The sequence below is a fragment of the Acinetobacter sp. L-24 genome, from assembly GCF_056857555.1.
This window is the reverse complement of record NZ_JBSXNI010000040.1, coordinates 277381-284275: the sequence shown is the minus strand read 5'-3', so window position 1 is coordinate 284275 and position 6895 is coordinate 277381. Positions and strand designations below refer to the sequence as shown.

The following is a 6895-nucleotide window of genomic DNA, read 5'->3' as shown; positions in this document are numbered from 1 at the left end:
CACCTGATCCCTTCCCGAACTCAGAAGTGAAACCTCTTAGCGCTGATGGTAGTGTGGGGTTACCCATGTGAGAGTAAGTCATCGCCAGCTCATTATTCGAAATCCCCCTCCGCCAAGGCAGAGGGGGATTTTTTTATGCGTGGAATTTAGTCAAATAAATGTTATTTATGTGCTATTTCGACTGAAACATCACATAAAAATAAAATTGAGAGGCGTATACTGAACCGGTCTATGGAGCGGATATGTCCTCAAATTCATCTTCAAGCCATATTGAATATGGCTCTTCTGCTTTTAAAGCAGTGCTTTTTTCCTTATTCCTTGCTGGCTTTGCCATTTTTTCATCACTGTATTGCGTACAGCCGATGATGCCGATTCTGGCTGATTATTTCCAGGTCAGCCCGACTCAAAGCAGTTTCCCTTTATCTTTTTCTACCATTGCCTTGGCAGTTGGCCTGATTTTTACTGGACTAATATCAGACCGATTCGGTCGTAAGCCGATTATGGTCTGGTCTCTGTTTTCAGTCTCAGTATTATTACTATTAAGTGCAATATTGCCGATCTGGTCCGTGTTTCTGACCACACGAGTAATGATTGGATTGACAGTCAGTGGTGTCGCTGCGGTCGCGATGACTTATATCGGAGAAGAAATTGCAGAAAAAGATATCGGTTTTGCCATGGGCTTATATATTTCTGGCACAGCGATAGGTGGTATGGGAGGGCGTTTAATTGCCGGAGTTTTAGTGGATTTTATCTCCTGGCAATCTGCCACTTTGATTATCGGTATCTTAAATCTTTGTATCGCTGGATTATTTTCTTACCTATTACCCGCTTCGCAACATTTTAAAGCCTATCCAATCAAGCTGAATCGTTTTAAAAACTCATTTAGGCAGAATCTCGCTGATCCAAAACTTCGGGTTTTATTCCTGCAAGGTTTTATCTTGATGGGCTGCTTTGTCTCGGTATTTAATTATCTGAGTTATCGCTTGATCCAAGCGCCATTTGAATTATCTCATGTCTGGATTGGCGTGATTTCGATTACTTATTTGGCCGGTATTTATAGCTCCCCTCGAGCAGCACACTGGGGACGGCATTATGGCAAATTCAGAATATTGGCAGCCATGATCCTGATGATGCTTGTGGGCTTGGCGCTGATGCTGATTAATCAGTTGGTTGTTGTTTTTATCGGATTGCTGATTTTTACTTTTTCTTTCTTCGCTGCCCATTCGACTGCCAGTAGCTGGGTGTCGATCCAGTCGTTACAGTATCGGGCAGTCGGTTCGTCGCTGTATTTATTTTGCTATTACCTGGGTTCAAGCGTGTTGGGGAGCTCAAGCGGATTGGTATGGGAAAATTATGGCTGGATAGGATTAACTGTGTTTATCACAGCGTTATTACTGACAGGTTTGGCATTTAGTTTAAGACTCCGTTCAAATTAGAGATTCTGTCCAAGCTTTCCTCCTCATAAATAAGATAAATTTCTTTTTTGATATATTTAAACTTTAGATTCAAGTGACAAATAGAAAGTGGTTCAGTTAGTCTCTGATTTTGTATAAATTATAATCAAGCAAGCTAGACCTGATTCATGGTAAAATAATCGGCTTTCATCTTTGATCTTATTTTTAGATCTCCTATCATCTGCCAGCCGAGAATTGCTAGCCATGTCTACTGCTTATACCATGCAGACTGCGCCAAAAGCGTTGTTTGATTACGACAAATATTGGGCGTCTTGTTTTGACCCTGCGCCATTTTTGCCGATGTCACGCGAGGAAATGGATCAACTCGGCTGGGACAGCTGTGATTTTATTTTAGTTTGTGGTGATGCTTATATCGATCATCCGTCTTTCTGTTCAGGCATTATTGGTCGTACGCTAGAAGCACAAGGCTTCCGTGTCGGCATTATTGCACAGCCAGACTGGACCAGCGTGGATGCGTTCCGCGTTTTGGGTAAACCGAATATTGCTTGGGGTGTAACAGCAGGGAATATGGATTCTATGATCAACCGTTATACGGCTGACCGTAAAATCCGTTCTGATGATGCCTATTCACCAGACAATCAGCCAAACAAACGTCCAGACCGTGCGGCAACCGTGTATTGCCAGCGTGTCCGTGAAGCTTATCCGGATGTACCGGTATTATTGGGCGGTATTGAAGCATCCTTACGTCGTATTGCGCATTATGATTACTGGTCAGACAAAGTCCGTCGTTCAGTATTGATGGATTCAAAAGCCGATCTTTTGATGTACGGTAATGGTGAGCGTTCAATCACTGAAATCATGCATCGCTTGGCGCGTGGTGAAAAAATCCAAGATATTACCGATGTTCGTGGTACAGCGTTTATTGTGAATAAACACAACCGCCCATCGAAAGCCAAATTTGTTGAAATCGCATCGAATGATGTGGATGCGATTGGCCGTGTTGATCCAATTATTAACCCTTATGTCATGACTGAAGATATCGAGGGTTGTGAGATTGAACAAGGCAAGGATTCTAGTCAGTACCAAGGTTTCCAAAAAGAACATGTCGCCAATCCGATTGTGCGAGCAGGGGATGACTTAGATCCTGATACGCAAATTGTGCAACTGCAACCGGCTTCTAAAGCGATTAAACATAAGTTACCGCCGCGCGAATTGGCCGTAATCCGTTTGCCTACTTTTGAAGAAGTTGCTGCAGATCCAGTGCTCTATGCACATGCCAACCGTATTCTACATTTGGAAACCAATCCGGGGAATGCGCGTGCCATGGTGCAAAAGCATGGTGAACGTGATGTCTGGTTGAATGCACCGCCAATTCCGTTGACTACGGAAGAGATGGACTATGTGTTTGACCTGCCTTATGCACGTCTGCCGCATCCTGCTTATGGCAATGCCCGTTTCCCTGCGTTTGACATGATCAAATTCTCTGTGAACATCATGCGTGGCTGTTTCGGTGGCTGTACTTTCTGTTCGATTACGGAACATGAAGGTCGTATTATTCAGAACCGTTCTGAAGAATCGATTCTGCGTGAAGTGGAAAAAATCCGTGATACGGCTCCAGGCTTTACTGGCATTATCTCGGACCTGGGTGGCCCAACAGCCAATATGTACCGTCTGGCCTGTAAAGATCCTGAGATTGAAAAGAACTGTCGTAAACCGTCATGTGTATTCCCGGGCGTGTGCCAAAACCTGCATACCGACCATGCGCCATTGACGCAGTTATATCGTAAAGCACGTTCTTTACCAGGCATTAAAAAAATTCTGATTGGTTCAGGCCTACGTTATGACCTTGCGGTTTTAAACCCTGAATATGTCAAAGAACTTGTCACCCATCATGTCGGTGGTTACTTAAAAATTGCGCCTGAACATACCGAGAAAGGTCCACTCAATAAAATGATGAAGCCGGGTATTGGTACCTATGACCGCTTCAAGCAAATGTTTGATCGTTACAGTAAAGAAGCCGGTAAGGAACAATACTTGATTCCTTACTTCATCGCGGCGCATCCGGGCACCACCGATTACGACATGATGAATCTGGCGATTTGGTTGAAGAAGAATGGTTTCCGTGCCGATCAGGTACAGACCTTCTATCCATCACCGATGGCGACTGCAACTACTATGTATTACACGGGTAAAAACCCGCTGGCGAAAGTGGCGCGTTATACTGAAAATGTTGACATTGTGAAAGGTGAGAAGCGTCGTCGTTTGCACAAAGCTTTCTTGCGTTATCATGATTCAAACAACTGGCCTTTACTGCGTGAAGCCCTGAAAGAAATGGGTCGTCAGGATTTGATTGGTAATTCGAAACAGCATTTAATTCCGACTTATCAGCCTGTAGGCAGTGCAGACGGTCAGTATCAATCGGCGCGTAAGAAGAATTCGACGGTTGCCGGTGATTCGCAAAAACGTACCGGTGAGCAAGGGAATCGTAGCAAGGCTGCACAAGCTCAGTCACGTCCTTCAAATACCAAGAAACGTCCTGAGCGTGGTCAAATTCTGACCCAGCACACTGGTTTACCACCACGTGAAACGGGTGATGCCAAAAAACCGTTTGGTGGGCCAAAGCCTAAAGCGAAGCCCAAATCACGTGCATAATTAAGTTAATAAAAAGACACTTCGGTGTCTTTTTTTAGCTCTTGGGTAAAGTAACGTAGCCTGAGCTTGTGCGTTGAAAGTGTAAAAGAATATATTATTTGGACTAAGTTCTTTAAAAAAGTGATATAAAAATAACACTTTGTCGGAATTGTCCTACAGTTGGGCAGATATGTATTGCGATCAATTCCATGGATGTTTTAGAGTGCATTATCAGTACTTTAAATCCACTTTCATTGGCATCTAGAGAGATGTCACTTTAGGTAACATAGAATCGAGTTTTGATACCGGTTGTATGGGTATTTAAACAGATTGGTTGTTAGCTCTATTTAAAATAAAGCGTGGGTTTATACTGCACAACAATAAAACAAAAATGATTATAAGAATGCAAGGATTTAGGCATGACCACCTATATTATGATTGGGAGTTTCCTGCTCTTCTGTGTCGTGCTCATGGCATGGAAAAAGCTCGGAAATAATTCCAAACCACAAGACAGTGCGTTAAAGCAACGTGCTATTTTTAACCTGAATGAGCAATTGACCTTCACTCGCCTGAGAGAAGTCTTACCTGAATACATTATTCTGGCACATGTTTCCTATGATGCCTTAATGACGACTAAATTTAACCGGACTCGACATAAGTACCGCAACCTGACTGCAGATTTTGTAATTCTGGATCAGCAGCACCAGATTTTAGCCGTGGTGGGAGTGGATGATCCCTTAATCTTAAAGCGTCCCCAGCAGACGGGTTTTCAGGATGCATTACTAACCATGGCCGGTTATCGGGTGATTCGTTACGATGATGTGCCGGAATATTATCAGTTGCGCCAGGACTTCTTGCAGGAGCAAGCGCAAATGCAGAAAATGCCCAAATATACAGTTAGCAATGATCTGAAAAAATATTATTTATATTCGGATTTAGAGCGCAGTAAAATTAAAGCAGTCGGTTAAAACAAAAAAGCATGCCAGAAGCATACTTTTTTTTATGAGTATCGATCTTGAAACATTATTCCGGTTTAACCGCCACGACGGTCAGCTCGACCAATACCCGTGGATCATAGAGTTTTGCTTCGACACAGGTACGAGGCAGGGCTTCGATATCAGCGACCCAGGCATCCCAGACTTCATTGAAGGCTGCATAATCCTTTTCAATATCTTTCAAATAGATAGTTACCGACATGATGTGACTTTTGTCTGTGCCGGCATCTGCCAGAAACTGGTCAATAATATCTAAAGTCTGTTGGGTTTGTCCTTTAATATCCAGTTCGACATCTGTGGCCAGCTGGCCGGCAAGATGCACCAGATTACCGGCAATAGCAATTTCCGAAAAGCGTTTCGATACGTGTAAACGTTCAACTGTCATGTTGTTCATCCTGAGTTTTGGGCATCAGGGCTGCGACCAGTGCAGTCAGCAGACAACCCACCGCCAGATAGATGGCTACATAATGCCATGAACCATCCGCCCAAATCACCAGTGCCGCTGCAATAAATGGGGTAAAACCACCCCCAATGATGCTCCCCACCTGATAGCCAACTCCGGCACCGCTGTAGCGGTATTCTGTGCCAAACAGGGAGGTGAAAATCGGTTGATGGACACTGACCACCATATCGTGTGCGACGTTCGCCAGTAAAATTGCCCCCATAATGATCATCCAGGTGTTTTGTGCATCGAGCGCCATAAAAAATGGAAAGGCTGAAAGCGCACCAATCAAACCGCCCCAGACACACATTTTCTGATGATTGAATTTATCCGCCAGCCAGGCAAAAAATGGAATACTGAAACAGCTAATTACCCCGACCATCAGCGTGATATTCAGGAAGAACTGTTTGTCCATGCCTAGGTTGCTGGTGGAATAGTTCAGGGCAAAGTTGGTGACCAGATACATGGTCAGTAATTCAGTCAGACGTAAGGCAATGATATAGAAGAAAGCTTTTGGATGTTTGCTGATGGCTTGCAAGATTGGCAGCTTTTCTGGATGATGGTCTGCTTTGACCACCTTTTCTACAAATTCCTGAGATTCATCCTGATCACGGCGAATCCACATCGCCACAGCTAACAGTACGATGCTGGCCAGAAAGGGAATACGCCATGCCCACTCGGCAAAGGCTTCTTCACCCAGTGTCGCAATAATAATCGACACTGCACCGGTGGCCAATACCAAGCCAACACCATAGCCGACCTGAACGCCACTGCTATAAAAGGCTTTTTTACCCTTGGGTGCATTTTCAACTGCCATCAGAGCTGCGCCGCCCCATTCACCACCGACAGCAAAGCCTTGCAAGGCACGGCAAAACACCAGTAGCACCGGAGCCCACCAGCCAATTGCTTCAAAATTTGGCAGCAGACCAATCCCGACCGTGGAAATTCCCATCAGGATTACCGTAAGTACCAGCATTTTTTTACGGCCGAGCTTGTCACCAAAGTGACCAAATACCACACCACCTAAAGGACGAAACAGGAAGCCGACCCCAAAGGTGGCCAGTGCCGCCAGGGTGCCCATGTTCTCGCCAATACTAGGGAAAAACTGATCTTTAAAAATTAAGGCTGCAACAATGCCGTAAAGGAGAAAATCATACCAATCGACAACAGCACCAACAAAACTAGATAGCGCAGCTTTACGTGCGCGTTGTTCTTGAACAACAGAAGAATTTACAGAAGACATGCAGGAGGGGATTCCATGAGTTACATCAGAGTTGCCCTGTAATATTCGGATTTGATCGTCACGCTAATCACAGGACAGCATGCTGAAAGTAAAGGTGATTTTCAGCATCTCGGCACATACATGGATAATGCATTGCGCAGATAGAGTACTCTAAAAAATCAAAATGTAA

The 6895-nt window shown here is 44.4% G+C and carries 5 protein-coding genes and 1 rRNA gene; 4 read left to right on the top strand and 2 right to left on the bottom strand.

All coding sequences use genetic code 11. The features are described from left to right. From rrf to AC13CK_RS07975, 4 genes are all read left to right on the top strand, one after another. Nucleotides 1-90 (top strand): 5S ribosomal RNA (rrf, locus tag AC13CK_RS07990); the annotation flags it as partial. 152 nt (nucleotides 91-242) lie between these two features. Next, nucleotides 243-1436, top strand: a complete 1194-nt coding sequence (locus AC13CK_RS07985; protein ID WP_253113949.1) for an MFS transporter — start codon at nucleotides 243-245, stop codon at nucleotides 1434-1436. Between the two features lie 222 nt (nucleotides 1437-1658). Then, nucleotides 1659-4067 (top strand): YgiQ family radical SAM protein, encoded by a 2409-nt coding sequence (locus AC13CK_RS07980; protein ID WP_425879279.1) that lies wholly within the window; start codon nucleotides 1659-1661, stop codon nucleotides 4065-4067. A gap of 398 nt (nucleotides 4068-4465) precedes the next feature. Then, nucleotides 4466-5014: a DUF2726 domain-containing protein gene (locus AC13CK_RS07975; RefSeq protein WP_004732580.1), complete on the top strand. Its 549-nt coding sequence runs from the start codon at nucleotides 4466-4468 to the stop codon at nucleotides 5012-5014. A 55-nt stretch (nucleotides 5015-5069) separates the two neighbouring features. On the opposite strand, the gene AC13CK_RS07970 is transcribed toward AC13CK_RS07975, so the two are convergent. Both AC13CK_RS07970 and shiA read right to left on the bottom strand, forming a co-directional pair. After that, nucleotides 5070-5426 carry a RidA family protein gene (locus AC13CK_RS07970; RefSeq protein WP_005101539.1) on the bottom strand — a complete coding sequence of 119 codons (357 nt, stop codon included), beginning with the start codon at nucleotides 5424-5426 and terminating at the stop codon, nucleotides 5070-5072. After that, a complete protein-coding gene (gene shiA / locus AC13CK_RS07965; protein ID WP_253159502.1) occupies nucleotides 5416-6726 on the bottom strand; it encodes a shikimate transporter in 1311 nt (436 codons plus the stop codon). Before shiA ends, AC13CK_RS07970 begins: the two co-directional genes overlap by 11 nt. Between the last annotated feature and the right edge of the window lie 169 nt (nucleotides 6727-6895).

Excerpts from the sequence above, each read along its gene's own strand:
- AC13CK_RS07985 (WP_253113949.1), top strand. The coding sequence starts at position 243 with ATGTCCTCAAATTCATCTTCAAGCCATATTGAATATGGCTCTTCTGCT.
- AC13CK_RS07980 (WP_425879279.1), top strand. The coding sequence starts at position 1,659 with ATGTCTACTGCTTATACCATGCAGACTGCGCCAAAAGCGTTGTTTGAT.
- AC13CK_RS07975 (WP_004732580.1), top strand. The coding sequence starts at position 4,466 with ATGACCACCTATATTATGATTGGGAGTTTCCTGCTCTTCTGTGTCGTG.
- AC13CK_RS07970 (WP_005101539.1), bottom strand. The coding sequence starts at position 5,426 with ATGACAGTTGAACGTTTACACGTATCGAAACGCTTTTCGGAAATTGCT.
- shiA (WP_253159502.1), bottom strand. The coding sequence starts at position 6,726 with ATGTCTTCTGTAAATTCTTCTGTTGTTCAAGAACAACGCGCACGTAAA.